An 18,248-nucleotide genomic window follows, 5' to 3' on the forward strand; every position below is an offset into this window, starting at 1 on the left:
GCGTCAGCTGAGAGTGACCTGTCGGTTGGTCAGGCCGCCGCGTGCGCGGCGCTCGTCCGCCGTGAGCGGCGCGTCCGTGGCCAGGGCGGCGGCGAGACGCTCGGCGAACTCGACCGCCGGCTTCTCGATGGCCTCGGCGGTGACACCGCTCGGCAGGTCCCAGACCGGGACGGTGAGACCGTGCGCCCGGAAGGAGCCGACGAGCCGGGTGCCCTCCCCGAGGTTCGACCGGCCGGCCGCGTGCAGTCGCGCGAGGGCGTCCAGAAGCTGCTCCTCCGGGTGCGGCATGACCCAGCGCAGGTGGTTCTTCTCCGGGGTCTCGCACCAGTAGGCGGCGTCGACGCCCTGGAGCTTCACTGTCGGGATGGCGGCGGCGTTGGCCCGCTCCAGGGAGGCGGTCACCTCCGGCGTGGCGTTCTCCGGGTCCGGGACCCAGAACTCGAAGCCCGGGTGCACGACCGGCTCGAAGGCGCCCTTCGGGTCGAGCAGGTCCTGCAGTCGTGGGCCCTCGGCCGGGGCGCGGCGGCCCTGCACCGGCGTGCCCGGCCTGGCCTCCAGGGCGCGCTGCAGGGTGTCGGCGAGATCACGGCTGATGTCACCGGACGCCGTGTCGTTCTGCAGGCCGAGCAGGACCGAGCCGTCGTCGCGGCGCAGGGCGGGCCAGGCCATCGGCAGAACGGTGGCCAGCGTGACCGACGGGACGCCCTCGGGGAGGCCGCTCTTCAGAGTCAGCTCGGCCGTGGCCGCCGGGACCAGCTCGCGCAGGGCCACCCAGTCGCACTCGCCGGGCAGGCCCTCGAACGGGCGGTGCACCAGCTCGGTCGCGGCCTGTGCGGCGGCCCTGCCGTGGCAGGCCTTGTACCGGCGTCCGCTGCCGCAGGGGCAGGGCTCACGGGCGCCGACGACCGGGATCTCTCCGTCCGTGAGCTGCGGGCGTGCGGCCTTCGTCTGGGGTCGCTTCTTGGCCATGGTGGGTGTCTCCCGGTTACGGCTCGTCTCGTACTGGCGGGAGCCTAGCCGTTCGTACGCGGGGTGACGGGAACCTGTGGATGACGGGGGCGTTGTGGACAACGGGAGCTGTCGGCGGGTGCCCGGTGCGAGGTGCGGCCCGGGTCGCCCCCGTCGGCGGAGCGTTCAGTCCAGGTCGTCGAACGTGTCCGCGAAGTCCAGGTCCGGGATGGCCGTGACCGACGGGGCCGTGACACGCGTAGCGAAGTCGTCGCGTCGGTGCGCCGCGTCGGGATCGTGTACGTCGTCGTGGACCACGACCCACACCGTGACCTCGCCCCGGGTGTCGTCCCGGACGCCCCAGTCGTCGGCCAGTGCCGTGATGATGTTCAGCCCGCGGCCCCCGTGTGCGGTGACCGAAGGGGTCGCCGGGGCCGGCCGCGTCGGTCCGCCGCCGTCCGTCACCTCGACGACCAGCCGGCCGCCCGGGTCCACGCGCCATGCGGCCCGGACGTCGCCGTCACCGGCCAGGGCGTCGCCCAGTGGTCGGCCGTGTTTGCACGCGTTGCTCAAAAGTTCGGAAAGGATCAGTACGGCATCGTCGATGACCGATTCCGCAACGCCACCCCTGCGCAACTGATCACGCATTCGGTGTCTTGCTTCCCCCACGCCCGCAGGGTCATGGGGTACGGCCATGCTCGACGACGTGGGCACCTCCTGTGCCACCACCAACGCCACCCCCGAGACCTCCTTCGCCCCACGCCACGGTGTGGATGCCCCAATGGCCTGTACCGGAAACCGGCCAATCCACGTCCGGTGACGCATTCGCAAAGATCGAACACGGACCGAACGCGCCGGTGCACTCCCCGTGATGAGCCGGTCGGCGTGTGGCTGGATTTCGACGGTGTGGCCGAGACGGGAGAATGGTGCAGGTGAACGATCGGGTCAAGGTTGGTTTCATGGGTCAGTGACCCAGCCACCCCAGTACCGCGCGGGGGCGGTTGGTGATGATGGCGTCAACGCCCAGGCCGACGCAGAGATCCACGTCCCCGGGCTCGTTCACGGTCCACACGTGCACCTGGTGACCGGCCCGCTTCAGGCGCTTGATGTACATCGGGTGATTGCGCACGATCCGGATCGAGGGGCCCGCGATCCGGACGCCCGCGGGAAGCCGTCCGTCGCGCAGCCGGGGTGAGACGAACTGCATCAGATAGACCGTCGGCAGCGTCGGCGAGGCCGCCCGGACGCGGTGCAGCGAACGCGCCGAGAAGCTCATGACCCGTACCTGCGACTTCTCGGGGGCTGCCGGGGCGTCGAGCCCGAACCGCTTCAGGAGCAGCAGCAGCCGCTCCTCGACCTGCCCCGCCCAGCGCGTGGGATGTTTCGTCTCGATGGCCAGCTCCACCCGCCGCCCGGCGTCGGCGACGAGCCCGAGCAGTCGCTCCAGGGTGAGGACGGAGGTCTCGGCCGGGTCCTCCGGGCGGTGCTCCCAGTCGGGCTCCTCGTCCCGGTGACGTGGGGAGCCGCGGTGCTTCCAGGAGCCGAAGTCCAGGGCGGCGAGGTCGGCGAGCTCCAGCGCGGAGACCGCGCCGCGACCGTTGGACGTACGGTCGACGCGGCGGTCGTGAACGCAGACGAGATGGCCGTCCGCGGTCAGGCGGACATCGCACTCGAGGGCGTCCGCCCCGTCCTCGATCGCCTTCTTGTACGCGGCCAGGGTGTGCTCGGGGGCGTCCTCGGAGGCACCACGGTGGGCGACGACCTGGATCCGGTGCTGTCGTGCGTGGGTCACCGCGTCATGGTGCCACCGGGAGGGGGTAGCCGTCGGGTCGGAGGGGTTTCGGCGGCGGTGGGAACGCATCCCATTGGTCAGATAGGTCCTATATAAAGGAGAATCGAACACCCACAGCAACCGCTTATGGTGCCCTGACGGCCTGTGGGAAAAGCTGACGGCATACAAAAGGACCAGCGAGCAGATGCACAGCTGCATCGACAGAACAACAGCCGTGGACCGAGGAGAAAAGCTGTGAGCACCGAGAACGAGGGCACTGCGGTACCCCCGGCCCCGTCTGCACCCCCCGTGCCGGTGGACACCCCCGCAGCCTCCCCGCAGCCGGCCCCGCCCGCCGCCGACGCGCCGACGACCCCGATCCCGGCCGCGCCGCCGGCCGCGCCCGAGGCCCCTGCTCCCGGAGCCCCTGCCCAAGGGGCGCCCGCGTACGCGTCGGCGACCCCCGAGGGCGGCTCCTCGAACCCGCACCCCGGACCTCCGGCCTCCGGCTCCGCACCCGAGGGCGGCTGGCCGCCCCCGCCCACCCCGGCGTACGCCGCCGGCAGCGGCGGGGCGGGCGACGGCTCCGGCTGGGGATCCTCGTACCAGCAGCCCGCACCGAAGCCCGGCCGCAGGCGCGGCGGTCTGCTCGCCGCGGTCCTGGTGGCCGCGCTGGTCGCGGGCGGTCTGGGCGGCGGACTCGGCTACACGCTCGCCAAGAACGAGGACGACACCAGCTCCACCACCGTCTCCGCGTCCGACAGCGGCGGCGACCTCAAGCGGGACGCCGGTACGGTCGCGGCCGTGACCGCGAAGGCGCTGCCGAGCACGGTCACCATAGAAGCCGAGAGCAGCAGCGGCGAGGGCGGCACGGGCACCGGCTTCGTCTTCGACACCGAGGGCCACATCGTCACCAACAACCATGTGGTGGCGGACGCGGTCGACGGCGGCAAGCTCACGGCCACCTTCCCGAACGGCAAGAGGTACGACGCCCAGGTCGTCGGCAACGCACAGGGCTACGACGTGGCGGTCATCAAGCTCGAGGACGCACCCTCGGGCCTCAAGCCGCTCACTCTGGGCAACTCCGACAAGGTGGCCGTCGGCGACTCGACGATCGCCATCGGCGCCCCCTTCGGCCTGTCCAACACGGTGACCACGGGCATCATCAGCGCCAAGAACCGCCCGGTGGCCTCCAGCGACGGCACCGGCAGCCAGGCGTCGTACATGAGCGCGCTGCAGACCGACGCCTCGATCAACCCCGGCAACTCCGGCGGCCCGCTGCTGGACGCGCAGGGCAATGTCATCGGCATCAACTCCGCGATCCAGTCCAGCAGTAACGGCGGGTTCGGCACCGGCCAGTCCGGCTCCATCGGCCTGGGCTTCGCCATTCCCATCAACCAGGCCAAGTACGTCGCCCAGGAGCTGATCAAGACCGGCAAGCCGGTGTACGCGAAGATCGGCGCGTCCGTCTCCCTGGAGGACTCGGGCGACGGCGCGAAGATCACCGACACGGGCGCCGGCGGCTCCGACCCCGTCGAGGCGGGCGGCCCTGCGGACGAGGCGGGCCTGAGGCCCGGCGACGTCATCACCAAGCTCGACGACACGGTGATCGACAGCGGCCCCACCCTGATCGGCGAGATCTGGACCCACAAGCCCGGCGACAAGGTCACGATCACCTACGAGCGCGACGGCAGGACCGACACCGTCGAACTCACCCTGGGCTCCCGAGTCGGCGACAACTGACCCACCCGGCGCGCGTGCCAACCGGTTACTCTTGTCCCGCGCAGCCCGTGATCGGCGGCGCGGGGTGGGTTGCCCGAGCGGCCTAAGGGAACGGTCTTGAAAACCGTCGTGGCGCGAGTCACCGTGGGTTCAAATCCCACACCCACCGCCCGCAGAAATGGCCCCTGACCGGGTGAATCGGTCAGGGGCCGTGCTGCTGCCCGGCGCCGGCCGCCGTGGGAGGCACGGTCGCCTCACATGACGGCGACCAGTGCCCACGTCGTCAGCGTGGGGAGGAGTGCCGTTGCCGCGCCGAGGGGCCAGTAGATGCGGGTGGGGAGGTCGGTCCTTCGGCGGATCAGGGCGTTGAGGGACCACCACAGGGCGAGAAGGCCTGACAGGAGCGGCACCAGCAGGATCAGCCAGGGCAGCATGCCGTCGTTCTCCGTGGGCTCCCGCCGGGTCACGCCCAGTGAGGCGAGGGGGAAGTTGATCGCGAACAGCAGGAGCAGCCAGAGCGGGATGACGGCGATGCAGCCCAGCACGAGATTCACGCAGGCCTGCTTTGCCCATGCCCGGACGTTCCGCGCCCGGCCGGCGCTCGGGGTGCCCGTCATGGGCACACCTTGGGGCCGCGGCACATCTCATCGCCCCGGATGTCGGTACGGCCCTCACTGCCGCTGCTGCGTCAACCGTGCCGCGGACGCGATCGTCGCCCGTGCCTCCCGTTCGCTGAGGCCCGTCCCCCGGGCCGCCTCGATCAGGGCCGGGACCAGTTCGAGGCCCAGACCGTTCTCGTAGGCGCGGCAGGCTGCCCAGAAGAGGCGGGTGTTGCGCTGGCCCTCGTGTGCTGCGAGGACGAACTGGACCAGGCCCTGGCCGTGTCCGGCGGTCGATGGCCCCGCCGTGCGGTGGGGCGGGCGGGGCGGTGGGAGCAGGAGGCGCAGGAGGGCCGGCGGGCACGGGGCCGGCGCCAGGTGGGCGGTGCCCGGTGCGGTGCCGTACACACCGTGGTCGGTGCGTGAGCCGGGGCCGACGAGGTAGCCGCCGGCGCCCCGGACGTCGATGCCGGGGGCGAGGCGGCCGGCCGAGTTGGGGACGGCCACGTCGGGCGGTCCGGTCAGCCACAGGTGGCGGCCGCCGCTGGGCGTCAGGACGACCACCGTCGCGGGGATCGTGAACAGGTGACGCAGGGCCAGTTCGCGCAGGGCGGCGGAGGAGTCGGTGCCCGACTTGGTGTCCAGGTCGATGCCGATCAGGTGGTACGGGGGCAGGCCGCAGGCGATGCCGTAGCCGGTGGCCCAGGGGGCGGCGGCGAAGAGTTCGCGGATGCGGCGCGGGTCGGTCGAGGCGTCGTACACACCGTGTCCGAAGCGGCCGCATTCACCGTGGCACACGGGGGCGGTGGGGTCGCCCCGGTGCGGGGAGCGCAGGGCCGGGAGTTTCGTCCGGGTCAGGGGGATGACGGCCAGTCCGCGTTCGGCGGCTGACAGGGCGTGTGCGAGGGCCAGCGTCGTGGCCTGCCGGTCGGTGGTGGCCATGGCTTTATTTTCGTGCGTACGTTCGAAGAAGGGAAGAGGGGTGGGCGCGGCGCGCCGCTCGCCGGGAGGTTGGCCGGAAATGTGGCGGAACCTTTTACCTGTTGCGGTGCTTGGGTTGGATCCGTCTGTCCCGTCCTGACCTGTGGGGCTAACGCGGCAAAAGGGGTTTATCGACTTGTCATCACGCTTGAGGACGAATCACGGCTTCCTGGGTGGTTCGCCGGGGATTCGGTGGGCAACTCTGGTCTCGCGACGTCGTGCTCACAGCACCGGGGCGGTCGGCCAACTGCCCTGGTGAAAGCCGTACTTCAGCGCTCTTGGCCGCCCGGCCGGTGCGTATTTGGTTCTGGAGGAACACACATGGCAAACATCCGTACCGCCCGCGTTGTCGCCGCACTGTCCGCCCTTCCGCTCGCAGCCGCCCTCTTCGCCGGTGTCGCGACGGCGGACAACGGCTCGTTCGCGGACAACGGATCGAGCGCCTCGACCGCCGTCGCGGGCGTCGTCGGCAGCGGTGTCGGCGACGACAACAACGGCAACTCGTCCACCACCCAGCAGCAGGCCGTCGGCTCCGGTGCCTCGAACCAGTCCAACACCGCGCAGGTCGACGGCTCCGCGTTCACGGCCATCAACCAGGGCAACGACAACACGGCCGTCAACTTCACCCCCCTCTGGTGGTGACGCGAGGGGGCCGGCGCCGGCCCCCTCGACTCCTGTGTGGGGTGTGCTCTGTGGGTGAGCAAGGTCCGTCCGCGCGGCGGTGCTTCGGCGCCGCCGCGCAGGCGTGTGCGCCGACCTTGACACCGGGCCCCATCTGACGGACAGTCAGAAACCCGTCGCGGGAAGCACCGAGAAGCGCCCGCAAGGAACGGAAGTGCGGGAGGGGGTACGACCGTGGAGGACGACGCCGCCGACCTGTCCACGCGCCTCAAGGCCTACGAAGGCATGCCCGCCACCGTCGCCGGGAAGGGTAAGGATCCCGTCAACCTGCCCATGATCCGCCACTGGTGCGAGGCCCTCGGCGACACCAACCCGGCGTACACCGGCCCCGACGCCATCGCCCCGCCCGCCATGCTCCAGGCCTGGACCATGGGCGGCCTCACCGGGCACACGGCGCGTACGACGGCGTACGACGAACTCCTCGGCCTGCTGGACGCGGCGGGCTGCACCGCGGTGGTCGCCACCGACTGCGAGCAGGAGTATCTGCGGCCGTTGCGACCCGGCGACGAGCTCACCTTCGACACGGTGATCGAGTCGGTCTCGGATCGGAAGACGACAAAACTGGGCGCCGGGTACTTCGTCACGACCCGCACGGACATCCGCACGGCCGGCGAACTCGCCGGCACGCACCGCTTCCGCATCCTCAAGTACGCGCCCGCACGGCAGAAGCAACCCCCGCCGCAGCACCGCCGCCCCCGCCCCGTCGTCAACCGCGACAACGCCGGCTTCTGGGCGGGCGTCGAGCGGCACGAGCTGCTGATCCAGCGCTGCACGGACTGCCGGACCCTGCGTTTCCCCTGGCTGCCCGGCTGCAACGCCTGCGGCTGCCTCGACTGGGACACTGTCCGCGCGGTCGGCGACGGCACGGTCCACTCGTACGTCGTCATGCACCATCCCCCGTTCCCGGCCTTCGACCCGCCGTACGCGGTGGGGCTGATCGAGCTCGCGGAGGGCGTGCGGATCGTCAGCAACGTGATCGGGGTGCCGTACGACAAGGTGCGGATCGGGATGCCGGTGCGGCTCGAATTCCAGCGGTACGACGAGGAGTTGGTGCTTCCCGTGTTCCGAGGAGTGATGGGGTGAGCGTGCGCGTGGGCGACGAACTGCCGCCGCTGCAGATCGAGATCACCCGGACGCTGATCGTCGCGGGGGCGATCGCCTCGCGCGACTACCAGGACGTGCACCACGACCCGGAGTCGGCCCGGCAGAAGGGCTCCCCCGACATCTTCATGAACATCCTGACGACGAACGGCCTGGTCGGCCGCTACATCACCGACCACTTCGGCCCCACGGCAGCCCTCCGCAAGGTGGCCATCCGGCTCGGCGCGCCCAACCACCCCGGCGACACGATGGTGCTGACCGGCCGAGTCGAGGCGGTCGACGCGGACACGGCCGTGGTGCGGGTGACCGGCGACAACGGCATCGGCAGACATGTGACCGGCACGGTGACGGTCACGCTTCCCGCTCGGGGCCCCGCATGAGCGGGCGCGCCGCGATCGCCGGTATCGGCGCCACCGAGTTCTCCAAGGACTCCGGGCGCAGCGAGCTGCGACTGGCCGTGGAGGCGGTGCGGGCGGCCCTCGACGACGCCGGACTGACGCCGGCCGACGTGGACGGCATGGTCACGTTCACCATGGACACCAGCCCGGAGATCACCGTCGCCCAGGCCTGCGGCATGGGCGAGCTGTCCTTCTTCTCCCGCGTCCACTACGGGGGCGGCGCGGCGTGCGCGACCGTGCAGCAGGCGGCGCTGGCGGTGGCAGCGGGCGTGGCGGAGGTCGTTGTCTGCTACCGGGCGTTCAATGAACGCTCGGGCCGGCGCTTCGGTTCCGGCGTACGGCACCGGGAGCCGTCGGCGGAGGGCGTGGCGCTCGGCTGGGTGATGCCGTTCGGGCTGCTCACCCCGGCCTCCTGGGTGGCGATGGCGGCCCAGCGCTATCTGCACACGTACGGGCTGACTGCTCAGGAGGCGTTCGGGCCGGTGGCGGTCACCGCCCGCCGCCATGCCGCCACCAACCCGGCGGCGTACTTCCATGGCCGCCCGATCACCCTCGCCGACCACGCAGCCTCCCGCTGGATCGCCGAGCCGCTGCGGCTGCTGGACTGCTGCCAGGAGACGGACGGCGGCCAGGCCCTTGTTGTCACGTCCGTGGAGCGGGCCCGCGACCTGCCGCATCCCCCGGCCGTGATCGCGGCGGCCGCCCAGGGCGCGGGCCGGGCGCAGGAGCAGATGACAAGCTTCTACCGGGGCGACCTGGCCGGCCTGCCGGAGGCTGCGGTGGTGGCCCGGCAACTGTGGCGGACATCGGGACTCGGGCCGGCCGACATCGACGTGGGCATCCTCTACGACCACTTCACACCGTTCGTGGTGATGCAACTGGAGGAGTACGGGTTCTGCGCCCCCGGGGAGGCGGCCGGCTTCGTCGCCGCGGACCGGCTGCCGCTGAACACGCACGGCGGCCAGCTGGGAGAGGCTTACCTGCACGGCATGAACGGCATCGCGGAGGCGGTACGGCAGCTGCGCGGCACATCCGTGAACCAGGTGCCGGGTGCGGCACGGGCGCTGGTGACGGCGGGGACGGGAGTGCCGACCTCGGGGCTGGTCCTCACCGCGGACGGGTGAGTCCCCAAGGGGTAAACCCGCAGTACGTCTCCTCCCCTCGTCCACCTCCAGGAGGTGCAGCCGGCACCACCCCTACAACCTGAGGGGGACTCGTCTTCGGCACCTGCGGCCGATCCGCCCGAGGCGGTCGCGAACCTAGCGTTGAGCCATGACCACACCCGTCTGCACCAGCGCTTCGACCGCCGCTGCTTCAGCGAGGCAGAGCCATCCGTGCGCGACGTACCCGTCGTTCTCGTCGTACGTACGGGCCCGCCAGCCGGTGCTGCTGCGTACCGCCCGGTCGCTCACCGCGAACCCGAGCGACGCGGAGGACCTGCTGCAGACCGCGCTCACCAAGACGTACGTCGCCTGGGAGCGTATCGAGGACCATCGCGCGCTGGACGGCTATGTCCGCCGCGCGCTGCTGAACACCCGCACCTCGCAGTGGCGCAAGCGCAAGGTGGACGAGTTCGCCTGCGACGAGCTGCCCGAGCCGGAGCCGGTGCCCGGCGGCGACGATCCGGCCGAGCAGCAGGCGCTGCACGACGCGATGTGGCGGGCGATCATGCGGCTGCCCGCGCGGCAGCGGGCGATGGTCGTCCTCAGGTACTACGAGGATCTGAGCGAGGCCCAGACGGCCGAGGTGCTCGGCGTGTCCGTGGGGACCGTGAAGTCGGCGGTGTCGCGGGCGCTCGGCAAGCTGCGTGAGGATCCTGAGCTGGGGCTTGTTCGATAGCGCAGCGTCGTGTCCGGTAGCAATGCGCTGTTGTGTGCGGCAACGTGCCGTGATCGATCACCGGGATCTAGTGACATACCGCGCGGTATGTGCGCAGAATCAGCGCAACCCTTACCGCCGCGTAGGCAATGTCGCCCCGGGAGGAACCGTGCTGAGCACCATGCAGGACGTACCGCTGCTGATCTCAAGGATCCTGACCCATGGATCCACGATCCACGGATCGTCGCAGGTGATCACCTGGACCGGCGAGGGTGAACCACACCGCCGCTCCTTCGCCGAGACCGGCACCCGCGCGGCCCAGCTGGCGCACGCCCTGCGCGACGACCTCAGCGTCGCCGCCGACGACCGCGTCGCCACCCTGATGTGGAACAACGCCGAGCACGTCGAGGCCTACTTCGCGATCCCCTCCATGGGCGCGATCCTGCACACCCTCAACCTCCGTCTGCCCCCCGAGCAGCTGGCCTGGATCGTCAACCACGCCGCCGACCGGGTCGTGATCGCCAACGGTTCCCTGCTGCCGCTGCTCGCCCCGCTGCTGCCGCACCTGAAGACCGTCAAGCACATCGTCGTCACCGGCCCCGGTGACCGCTCGCTGCTCGCCGACGCGACCGTCCAGGTGCACGAGTACGAGGACCTGATCGCCGGCAAGCCGACCGCGTACGACTGGCCGGAGCTGGACGAGCGCCAGGCCGCCGCCATGTGCTACACCTCCGGCACGACGGGCGACCCCAAGGGCGTGGTCTACAGCCACCGTTCGGTCTACCTGCACTCCATGCAGGTCAACATGACCGAATCGATGGGCCTGACCGACCAGGACACCTCCCTGGTGGTGGTCCCCCAGTTTCACGTCAACGCCTGGGGCCTGCCCCACGCGACCTTCATGACCGGCGTCAACCTGCTGATGCCGGACCGCTTCCTGCAGCCCGCCCCTCTCGCCGAGATGATCGAGCGCGAGAAGCCGACGCACGCCGCCGCCGTCCCCACCATCTGGCAGGGCCTGCTCGCCGAGCTGACCGCCCGTCCCCGCGACGTCTCCTCCCTCACCCAGGTCACCATCGGCGGCTCCGCCTGTCCGCCCTCGCTGATGGAGGCCTTCGACAAGCTGGGCATGCGGGTCTGCCACGCCTGGGGCATGACGGAGACCTCGCCGCTCGGCACGGTCGCCCGCCCGCCGGCCCACGCGGTCGGTACGGAGGAGGAGTTCGCCTACCGGCTCACCCAGGGCCGCTTCCCGACGAGCGTCGAGGCCCGCCTCACCGGCCCCGGCGGCGAACGCCTCCCCTGGGACGGCGAGTCCGCCGGCGAGCTGGAGGTCCGCGGCCCGTGGATCGCCGGCGCCTACTACAACGGCCCCGACGCCGAACCCCTGTGCCCCGCCGACAAGTTCAGCGAGGACGGCTGGCTGAAGACGGGGGACGTCGGCACGATCTCCCCCGACGGCTTCCTCACCCTCACCGACCGCGCCAAGGACGTCATCAAGTCCGGCGGCGAGTGGATCTCGTCGGTGGAGCTGGAGAACGCCCTGATGTCCCACCCGGACGTGGCGGAAGCCGCCGTGGTCGCCGTCCCCGACGAGAAGTGGGGCGAACGCCCGCTGGCCACGGTCGTGTTGCGGGAGGGCGCCACCGCCGACTTCGAGACGCTGCGGGCCTTCCTCGCCGACGAGGGAAAGATCGCCAAGTGGCAGCTCCCCGAGCGCTGGACGATCATCCCGGCCGTGCCGAAGACGAGCGTCGGAAAGTTCGACAAGAAGGTGCTGCGCAGGCAGTACGCGGAGGGCGAGTTGGACGTCACGCAGCTCTGACGGACGACGGCCACGGCGGTACGGCGGCCTTGAGGGCCGTACCGCCGCGGTGGTCACTCACCGCCGTACCGCCGTGGTCGTCCACCCCAGCACCAGCCACACCCCTGCCACAGCGCACACGCCACCCCAGCCCCAGTGGCTGAAGGCGGAGCCGGCGAGGGCGGACGCGACGGCGCCGCCCGCGAAGCCGGCGACCACGTAGGCGGTGTTGGCGGTGGCCGGGGTGGAGGTGGTGGTCAGGGCCAGGGTCTGGTTGGCGACGTGCGAGGCGACCAGCGCGGCGTGGATGACGACCGCCGCCACGAACAGGGCCCAGATCACCTGCCCGCCCAGCCAGAACAGCGGCACGGCGACGGCGGCGAGCAGATACGCGGAGCGTACGACCCTGGCGGCGCCGAAACGGTCCACCAGACCGCCCGCCAGCGGAGCCACCACGCTGGCCGCGAGCCCGAAGAGGCCGAAGAGCCCGGCGGTGGCGGTGGACAGGCCGTACTCCGGCCCCGTCAGCAGCAGCGCGAGCGAGGTCCACAGGGCGCTCCACGCGCCGAACATTCCCGCCTGCCGCACGCACGCCCGCCACAGGTCGGGGGAGCGGCGGACCAGTCCGGGCAGCGCGGGGATGCCGGAGAACAGATGACCGGTCCGGGGTCGGCGCTCCGACGGCAGCACCAGGGCCGTGGCCAGGCCGAGGACGAGGGTGAGCACGCCCGCGCCCAGGAACACCGCCCGCCAGCCGAACGCCTGACCGGCCAGTCCGCCGACCACGCGGGCCGCGACGACGCCGGCGAACAGCCCCGCTATCACCGCCGCGACATGACGGGCCCGGCGATCGGCGGGGGCGCGCTCGGCGACCAGCGGGACGAGGAGCTGCGGGACGACGGTCGCCGCGGACGTCACGAACACGGCGGCCGCGAGGGCGGCAGTGCCGGGGGCGGCGGCGGAGGCGGCCAGCGCGGCCGTGGTGACCACGGTCAGGCCGGTGACCAGCCGACGCCGGTTGACGCTGTCGCCGAGCGGGGCGAACAGCAGCAGGCCCACCGCGTAGCCGAACTGCGCGACCGAGGCGATCCACGCCACGGCCGAGGGAGCCGAGCCGAAGTCGCGGGCGATGAGGGAGAGCAGCGGGGCGGCGAGGTAGATGTTGGCGGCCGTGACCGCGCTGCAGACGGCGATGAGGGTGAGGAAGAGGGCGGGGGCGGTGGAACCGGGCTTCCGTACGGGGGCCGACGTCGCCTGGTGGGTGGTGGTTGCCGAGGGCATGAGCGGAAGGACTCCTTCGAGTCGGACTCGTTCGAGCCCGCTCTAGCAACTAACTGGTTGGTTGACTTCCCGCCCAACAGTCTGCGAGGTGCATGCATTCCCGTCAACCAAACAGTTGGTTACCTCCGCTACCCTGTCACCATGGCAGTCAGGGACCCCGAGGCCACCAAGGCCCGCATCTTCGAGGCGGCCGTCGCCGAATTCGCCCGCCACGGGATCGCCGGCGCCCGCATCGACCGCATCGCGAGCGAGGCCAAGGCGAACAAGCAGCTGATCTACGCCTACTTCGGCAACAAGGCGGAGCTGTTCGCGCACGTCCTCGAGAAGAAGATGCTCGACCTCGCCATCTCCGTCCCCGTCGACCCGGACGACATCGAGGGCTGGATCGACCGCCTGATCGACTACCACGCCGCCCACCCCGAACTGCTGCGCCTGCTCTTCTGGGAGGGGCTGGAGTACGGCAGCGCCGAACTCCCCGACGAGACGGAGCGCCAGGACCACTACGCCCGCAAGGTCGCCCTGGTCCAGGACGGCCAGGACCGCGGCGTCATCACCGACGCCATCCCGGCCCCCGACCTGCTCTTCCTGCTGACCGCCCTCGCCAACTGGGCTGTCGTCGTCCCGCAGATGAAGCGCATCCTCGTCGGCGCCGACGACACCGACCGCGACCGCCTGCGCACATCGATCAAGGAGGCGGCGCGTCGGCTGACGGCACGCTGAACCGCAGCCTCAGTTCGTGCCGATCCGTGCCAGCAGGTCCACGATCCGGCTCTGCACCTCGGAACTGGTGGACCGCTCGGCGAGGAACAGCACCGTCTCGCCCGACGCGAGCCGCGGTAGGTCGGCCTGGTCGACGGCGGCCGTGTAGACGACCAGCGGGGTGCGGTTGAGCTGCCCGTTCGCGCGCAGCCAGTCGACGATCCCGGCCTGGTGCCGGTGCACCTGGAGCAGGTCCATCACGACCAGGTTCGGTCGGAACTGCCCCGCCAGCGTCACCGCGTCCGTGTCGCTCGCCGCCCGCGCCACCTGCATCCCGCGCCGCTCCAGCGTCGCCGTCAGCGCCAGTGCGATCTCCGCGTGCTCCTCGATGAGCAGCACGCGTGGCGGGTGCTGCTCGCTGTCGCGCGGCGCGAGCGCCTTCAGCAGGACGGCGGGATCGGCGCCGTACGCCGCCTCGCGCGTCGCCTGCCCGAGCCCGGCCGTGACCATGACCGGCACCTCGGCGGCCACGGCGGCCTGCCGCAGCGACTGCAGTGCGGTCCGGGTGATCGGCCCGGTCAGCGGGTCGACGAACAGCGCCGCCGGGAACGCGGCGATCTGCGCGTCCACCTCCTCGCGCGAGTGCACGATCACCGGCCGGTAGCCGCGGTCGCTGAGCGCCTGCTGGGTCGACACGTCCGGCGCGGGCCAGACCAGCAGCCGACGCGGGTTGTCCAGCGGCTCGGGCGGCAGTTCGTCGTCCATCGGCTGCGGCCGCGGGGTGTCGGCGACCTCGACGGCGCCGCCCGGACCGTCCAGCGGTTCGGGTCCCTCGGCGGCGTTCTCGTCCGGTGCGCCTATCGCGTACGAGCGTCCGGCACCCTCACTCGCCCCCGCGGCCAGCCGGGACTGCCCCGCGAGGGACGGCTGCGGCTGCTGCTGTACGGGGGGCTGCTCGGCCGGCGGATGCGGGCGGGCGGGCTGCTCCGGGCGCGCGCCGGCCGGGTCCGGCGGTGTACCGAGCTTGCGGCGTCGTCCGCCGTTGGTGGACTGCTGCGGGGGAGGCGTGGCGCCGCCCGACGGCTGCTGCACCTGCGCCGCCTGCCGCGTGAACGGCACACCCTGCCCCAACGTCCGCACACTGATCGCCCGGCCCTGCGTGGAGTTCGAATCCGCGGGCGCGGCGGCGGCCTCGGCGGGCAGCGGCTGCGCGACCCGCGCCTGCTGCACCGGAGCCGCCTGCCCCGCTTCAGGGGGGAGGGGAGTGCCGGAAGCGGGGGTCTGCGGCGCGGGCTGGGCTGCGCCGTTGGGCGGGGTCTGGGGCTGGGCTGCGGCCTGAGGCTGAGGGGTCGGCTGCGGAGCGGGGGCGGGAGCCGGGGGTACGGGGTTTCCGGCGGCGTTCGGCGGTACGGCGGGGCCCGCGGCGTTCGGCGGTACGGCGGCGCCCGTGCCCTGCGGAGGTACCGAGGCGCCCGTGCCGGCGGTGTCGTCGGAGTCGGCCGTGCCGGGCCACTGCTGCGGGGCCGGGGTGCCGTGACCGGGGGGCGCCTCGGCGGGGAGGGGCTGGCCCTGCGCCGTACCGTTCTGCGCAGGAGCGGCCTGGCCCGGGAGGGGTTGCGCGACGGGCTGGGCGCCCGGTGCGGCAACGGGTTGGACCGGGGCCTGAGCGGGCGCGTGCTGTGCGGGCACGGCTTGGCGCAGGCCGGCGGGTGCGGTCTGGGTCGCTTGAGCACTCTGGGCTGCAGGTGCCGCCTGGACTGCCTGCGTCACCTGGCCCGGAGTCCCCTGACCCGGGGTCATCTGGGCCGGAATGGCCTGCGGGGACGTCACGGTCGCCGCCTCCGTCGGCTGGGCAACGGCCCGTCGGCGTCGGCCCGTCGGTGCGCTCGCGGGGTGCGGCTGGGGCGGCGTGTGGTCCTCGGACTGGTCGTGCGGCACGGCGTCGTGCCGGCCGTGGTCATCGGCGTGTCCGGCACCAGAGGCGCCCTGCCCCGGCACCTGCACGGCCTGTGGCTGATCCGGCACCTGGGCGACGGCAGCCGGCTGCTGCTCGTCGGACGACGACCGGTCCGCCTCCGCCGGCGGCAGCGCGAAGACCGTACGCGGCTCTGCCTCCTGCGCGGCGGCACGTTCCTGGGCGGCGGCGAGGGCACGCCGCCGCCGCCCGGTCGGCTGCTGGTCCTCGACACCCGAGCCGGCCGGGGCCGGTGATGCCGCTGCCGCGGGCAGCGCCGGCGGCAGGGCGTGCTGTTCCCCCGCCGCGCGCCGGGCCCGCCGTCCGCCACCGGGCGCGGGCACGCCCTGCGGCGGAACGGTCCCGCCCAGCCCCGTGCCCACGGCCGCGGCGCCCGCGGCGTGCTCGGCAGCCGTGACGACGGCACCCTCGGCAACACCGCCCGCCGCAGCCTCCGGCGCACCGTCCACCCCGCCGGCGTCCTCGGCCGGCCGCCCGCGCCTGCGTCCCGTACCGCCGACGACCTCGCTCGCCTCGACCGGCGCTTTCAGGGCCTGGGGTGCGGCAGCACGCCTGCGCCGCCGCCCCGTGGGCGCGGCCGCCTCCGTCTCGGGCCCGGATCCCGGTACGTCGCTCTCCAGGAAGGCGTCCACGGAGGCCCGCCGGGCCCGCCGCCCCCCGCCCGAGGTCTGCTCGGACGAGCCGGCACCGGCCTCGTCACCGGCGGCCTCGGGCGCGGCCGGCGCGGAAACGGCCCCCGCCCCACCCCCGAGCGGAACCTCCAGGACGTACGCGCTGCCGCTCATCCCCGGCACCTCGTGCGTCTGCAGCACACCACCGTGCGCCCGCACGATCCCGCGCACGATCGGCTCGTGCACCGGGTCTCCCCCGGCGTACGGCCCGCGCACCTCGATCCGTACGACCTCACCGCGCTGCGCCGCCGCCACCACGACGGTGTTGTCCATGTAACCGCCCGCCGAGACGGGCGAGTTGCCGGTCGCGTCGACCCCGGCGACATCGGCGACGAGGTGCGCGAGGGCGGTGGCGAGAAGCTTCGGGTCGACCTCGGCCTCGATGGGCGGCGCGTGCACGGCGAACTGCATCCGCCCCGGCCCGATGAGCTCGACGGCTCCGTCGACACCGGCGGCCACGACGCTGTCGAGCATGACCTTCGTACGGGCGATGTCCTCGGTCCCGGCGTCCAGCCGCTGATAGCCGAGGACGTTGTCGATGAGCTGGGTGATCCGCGAGTACCCGGCCGAGAGGTGATGCAGCACCTGGTTGGCCTCGGGCCACAGCTGCCCGGCGTCGTCCGCGGCCAGCGCCGCCAGCTCGCGGCGCAGCTCGTCGAGCGGCCCGCGCAGCGACCCGCCGAGCAGCGTCAGCAACTGCTCATGTCGCCCGGCCAGGGCCTCGTACCGGTCCTTCTCCCGCTCGGCGAGCGCGGCGTACCGGTCCTCGCCGGCCGCCAGTTCCTCCTCGTGCCGCTCGCGCAGCTCCTCGAGCTCGGTGACGTGCTGCTGGCGCAGGGCGGTGAGGTCGGAGGCATGCTCCTCGGAGAGCCGCTCGAGCTCTTCCGCGTGCTGCTTCTCCGCGGCTGCCTTCTCCTCGGCGAGTGTGTCGTACGGCCGCCGGTCGGTGAACGTCATCACCGCGCCGACCAGCTGGTCGCCGTCGCGAACGGGTGCGGTCGTCAGGTCCACGGCCACCTTGTTGCCGTTCTTGGACCACAGCGCCTGCCCGCGCACCCGGTGCTTGCGCCCGGAACGCAGGGTGTCGGCGAGCGGGGACTCCTCGTACGGGAAGGGCGAGCCGTCGGCCCGCGAGTGCAGGACGAGCGTGTGCAGTTCCTTGCCGCCGAGCTCGCCGGCGCGGTAGCCCAGTATCTGCGCGGCGGCCGGATTGACGAGCACGATCCGCCCGTCGGTGTCGGTCCCCACGACGCCTTCGGAGGCGGCCCGCAGGATCATTTCGGTCTGCCGCTGCGAGCGGGCGAGCTCCGCCTCCGTGTCGACGGTCCCGGAAAGATCCCGCACGACGAGCATGAGCAGCTCGTCGCTGCTGTAGCCGTAACTGTCGTAGGCCTGCTGGCCGTTTTCCAGATTCGCGCTGGTGACCTCGACGGGGAACTCGCTCCCGTCCGTCCGCCGGGCGATCATCCGGGTCGGCTTGGTGCGCCCAGGGGGATCGACGTGATCGGGCCGCCGCATCGAACCCGGGATGAGCTTCGAGTCGAACTGCGGCAGCAGATCGAGCAGCCCGCGCCCGACGAGCGCGGTACCCGGCGCCTCGAAGGCCTCGAGCGCGATGGTGTTCGCGTTGACGACGGTCCCGTTGGCGTTGACCAGTACCAACGCGTCGGGCAGCGCGTCGAGTATGGCTGCGAGGCGAGCAGCGCCTCGGGATGGCCTGCTGCTCACGAGACGCTTCCTCCCTGTTACCGCACCTTGCCGACCGCTCGGGCCATCTTGCCAACCTGCCCGCGACGTGT

The 18,248-nt window shown here is 72.3% G+C and carries 15 protein-coding genes and 1 tRNA gene; 9 read left to right on the forward strand and 7 right to left on the reverse strand.

Annotated elements, in window-relative coordinates; genetic code table 11:
* Window positions 1-3 precede the first annotated feature (3 nt).
* The 3 genes from ACKTSN_RS24030 to ACKTSN_RS24040 form a co-directional block, all read right to left on the reverse strand.
* A complete protein-coding gene (locus ACKTSN_RS24030) occupies window positions 4-969 on the reverse strand; it encodes a DUF5926 family protein (protein WP_409471004.1) in 966 nt (321 codons plus the stop codon).
* 165 nt (window positions 970-1,134) lie between these two features.
* Window positions 1,135-1,773 (reverse strand): ATP-binding protein, encoded by a 639-nt coding sequence (locus ACKTSN_RS24035; protein ID WP_409471005.1) that lies wholly within the window; start codon window positions 1,771-1,773, stop codon window positions 1,135-1,137.
* A 139-nt stretch (window positions 1,774-1,912) separates the two neighbouring features.
* Window positions 1,913-2,740 carry a glycerophosphodiester phosphodiesterase gene (locus tag ACKTSN_RS24040; RefSeq protein WP_409471006.1) on the reverse strand — a complete coding sequence of 276 codons (828 nt, stop codon included), beginning with the start codon at window positions 2,738-2,740 and terminating at the stop codon, window positions 1,913-1,915.
* Window positions 2,741-2,974: 234 nt separating this feature from the next.
* Between ACKTSN_RS24040 and ACKTSN_RS24045 the strand changes: the two genes are divergently transcribed.
* A complete protein-coding gene (locus ACKTSN_RS24045) occupies window positions 2,975-4,462 on the forward strand; it encodes a S1C family serine protease (RefSeq protein ID WP_409471007.1) in 1,488 nt (495 codons plus the stop codon).
* Window positions 4,463-4,525: 63 nt separating this feature from the next.
* Window positions 4,526-4,610: transfer RNA gene (locus tag ACKTSN_RS24050), tRNA-Ser, on the forward strand.
* Between the two features lie 85 nt (window positions 4,611-4,695).
* Here the strand turns inward: ACKTSN_RS24050 and ACKTSN_RS24055 are convergent.
* Together ACKTSN_RS24055 and ACKTSN_RS24060 are read right to left on the reverse strand one after the other, a co-directional pair.
* Window positions 4,696-5,058: a hypothetical protein gene (locus ACKTSN_RS24055; protein ID WP_409471008.1), complete on the reverse strand. Its 363-nt coding sequence runs from the start codon at window positions 5,056-5,058 to the stop codon at window positions 4,696-4,698.
* Window positions 5,059-5,112: 54 nt separating this feature from the next.
* Complete coding sequence (locus ACKTSN_RS24060; RefSeq protein ID WP_409471009.1) at window positions 5,113-5,982, reverse strand: bifunctional DNA primase/polymerase; 870 nt, start codon at window positions 5,980-5,982, stop codon at window positions 5,113-5,115.
* Window positions 5,983-6,342: 360 nt separating this feature from the next.
* Here ACKTSN_RS24060 and ACKTSN_RS24065 point away from each other — a divergent pair, with 360 nt between their 5' ends.
* The 6 genes from ACKTSN_RS24065 to ACKTSN_RS24090 all read left to right on the forward strand — a co-directional run bounded on the left by ACKTSN_RS24065 (window position 6,343) and on the right by ACKTSN_RS24090 (window position 11,844).
* Window positions 6,343-6,663, forward strand: coding sequence for a hypothetical protein (locus ACKTSN_RS24065; protein WP_409471010.1), 321 nt, complete (start codon window positions 6,343-6,345; stop codon window positions 6,661-6,663).
* 264 nt (window positions 6,664-6,927) lie between these two features.
* The gene (locus ACKTSN_RS24070; protein WP_409474907.1) at window positions 6,928-7,785 is read left to right on the forward strand and encodes a bifunctional MaoC family dehydratase N-terminal/OB-fold nucleic acid binding domain-containing protein; all 858 of its coding nucleotides are present in this window, start codon (window positions 6,928-6,930) and stop codon (window positions 7,783-7,785) included.
* 2 nt (window positions 7,786-7,787) lie between these two features.
* A complete protein-coding gene (locus tag ACKTSN_RS24075) occupies window positions 7,788-8,183 on the forward strand; it encodes a MaoC family dehydratase (RefSeq protein WP_409474908.1) in 396 nt (131 codons plus the stop codon).
* On the forward strand, window positions 8,180-9,325 hold the full coding sequence (locus ACKTSN_RS24080; RefSeq protein ID WP_409471011.1) for a lipid-transfer protein: 1,146 nt from the start codon (window positions 8,180-8,182) through the stop codon (window positions 9,323-9,325). Before ACKTSN_RS24075 ends, ACKTSN_RS24080 begins: the two co-directional genes overlap by 4 nt.
* 148 nt (window positions 9,326-9,473) lie before the next feature.
* Complete coding sequence (locus ACKTSN_RS24085; protein ID WP_224740374.1) at window positions 9,474-10,040, forward strand: SigE family RNA polymerase sigma factor; 567 nt, start codon at window positions 9,474-9,476, stop codon at window positions 10,038-10,040.
* 148 nt (window positions 10,041-10,188) lie between these two features.
* Window positions 10,189-11,844, forward strand: a complete 1,656-nt coding sequence (locus ACKTSN_RS24090; RefSeq protein ID WP_409471012.1) for a long-chain fatty acid--CoA ligase — start codon at window positions 10,189-10,191, stop codon at window positions 11,842-11,844.
* Window positions 11,845-11,901: 57 nt separating this feature from the next.
* Here the strand turns inward: ACKTSN_RS24090 and ACKTSN_RS24095 are convergent, their stop codons facing one another.
* Entirely contained in the window at window positions 11,902-13,104 is a 1,203-nt protein-coding gene (locus ACKTSN_RS24095; protein WP_409471013.1) for an MFS transporter, read from the reverse strand.
* 141 nt (window positions 13,105-13,245) lie between these two features.
* Here ACKTSN_RS24095 and ACKTSN_RS24100 point away from each other — a divergent pair, with 141 nt between their 5' ends.
* Window positions 13,246-13,824 (forward strand): TetR family transcriptional regulator, encoded by a 579-nt coding sequence (locus ACKTSN_RS24100; protein ID WP_409471014.1) that lies wholly within the window; start codon window positions 13,246-13,248, stop codon window positions 13,822-13,824.
* Window positions 13,825-13,833: 9 nt separating this feature from the next.
* Here ACKTSN_RS24100 and ACKTSN_RS24105 read toward each other — a convergent pair whose 3' ends face one another.
* Window positions 13,834-18,177: a PAS domain-containing hybrid sensor histidine kinase/response regulator gene (locus ACKTSN_RS24105; RefSeq protein WP_409471015.1), complete on the reverse strand. Its 4,344-nt coding sequence runs from the start codon at window positions 18,175-18,177 to the stop codon at window positions 13,834-13,836.
* Between the last annotated feature and the right edge of the window lie 71 nt (window positions 18,178-18,248).

Origin of the sequence: Streptomyces flavusporus (assembly GCF_046267975.1) — a bacterium.
GTDB classification, from domain to species: Bacteria; Actinomycetota; Actinomycetes; order Streptomycetales; family Streptomycetaceae; genus Streptomyces; species Streptomyces flavusporus.

Excerpts from the sequence above, each read along its gene's own strand:
- ACKTSN_RS24030 (WP_409471004.1), bottom strand. The coding sequence starts at position 969 with ATGGCCAAGAAGCGACCCCAGACGAAGGCCGCACGCCCGCAGCTCACG.
- ACKTSN_RS24035 (WP_409471005.1), bottom strand. The coding sequence starts at position 1,773 with ATGCGTCACCGGACGTGGATTGGCCGGTTTCCGGTACAGGCCATTGGG.
- ACKTSN_RS24055 (WP_409471008.1), bottom strand. The coding sequence starts at position 5,058 with ATGACGGGCACCCCGAGCGCCGGCCGGGCGCGGAACGTCCGGGCATGG.
- ACKTSN_RS24095 (WP_409471013.1), bottom strand. The coding sequence starts at position 13,104 with ATGCCCTCGGCAACCACCACCCACCAGGCGACGTCGGCCCCCGTACGG.
- ACKTSN_RS24080 (WP_409471011.1), top strand. The coding sequence starts at position 8,180 with ATGAGCGGGCGCGCCGCGATCGCCGGTATCGGCGCCACCGAGTTCTCC.
- ACKTSN_RS24065 (WP_409471010.1), top strand. The coding sequence starts at position 6,343 with ATGGCAAACATCCGTACCGCCCGCGTTGTCGCCGCACTGTCCGCCCTT.
- ACKTSN_RS24100 (WP_409471014.1), top strand. The coding sequence starts at position 13,246 with ATGGCAGTCAGGGACCCCGAGGCCACCAAGGCCCGCATCTTCGAGGCG.
- ACKTSN_RS24070 (WP_409474907.1), top strand. The coding sequence starts at position 6,928 with ATGCCCGCCACCGTCGCCGGGAAGGGTAAGGATCCCGTCAACCTGCCC.
- ACKTSN_RS24060 (WP_409471009.1), bottom strand. The coding sequence starts at position 5,982 with ATGGCCACCACCGACCGGCAGGCCACGACGCTGGCCCTCGCACACGCC.
- ACKTSN_RS24085 (WP_224740374.1), top strand. The coding sequence starts at position 9,474 with ATGACCACACCCGTCTGCACCAGCGCTTCGACCGCCGCTGCTTCAGCG.